Annotated in this window: 1 protein-coding gene; it reads left to right on the top strand. The window is 49.2% G+C overall.

The genetic code is table 11. The features are described from left to right. Positions 1-65: 65 nt before the first annotated feature. Positions 66-307, top strand: a 242-nt coding sequence (locus tag F0U44_RS24150) for a hypothetical protein (protein ID WP_246160767.1), incomplete at its 3' end; no start/stop codon positions are given.

The following is a 307-nucleotide window of genomic DNA, read 5'->3' as shown; positions in this document are numbered from 1 at the left end:
AGTACACCTACGTGCCGACTTCCTTGGACATGTACACTACCTGTCTCCGCGATCCTGTCTTCTGGATGATCATGAAACGAGTTTGCAACATCTTCACCGTTTTCAAGAACATGCTCCCGAAATATACTCGCGAACAGTTCAGCTTCCCCGGAGTCAAAGTGGAGAAAATTACCACCGATGAGCTGGTCACATTCGTTGATGAGTACGACATGGACATTAGCAACGCTATGTACCTGGACGCAACTGAGATGCGGAACAAGACATCCGATATGACCTTTATGGCCCGCATGCGCCGCCTCAATCACCA

This window comes from Nocardioides humilatus (genome assembly GCF_008373755.1).
GTDB classification, from domain to species: Bacteria; Actinomycetota; Actinomycetes; order Propionibacteriales; family Nocardioidaceae; genus Nocardioides; species Nocardioides humilatus.
The sequence above is the reverse complement of the archived record's forward strand: the minus strand, read 5'-3'. Positions and strand labels throughout refer to the sequence as shown.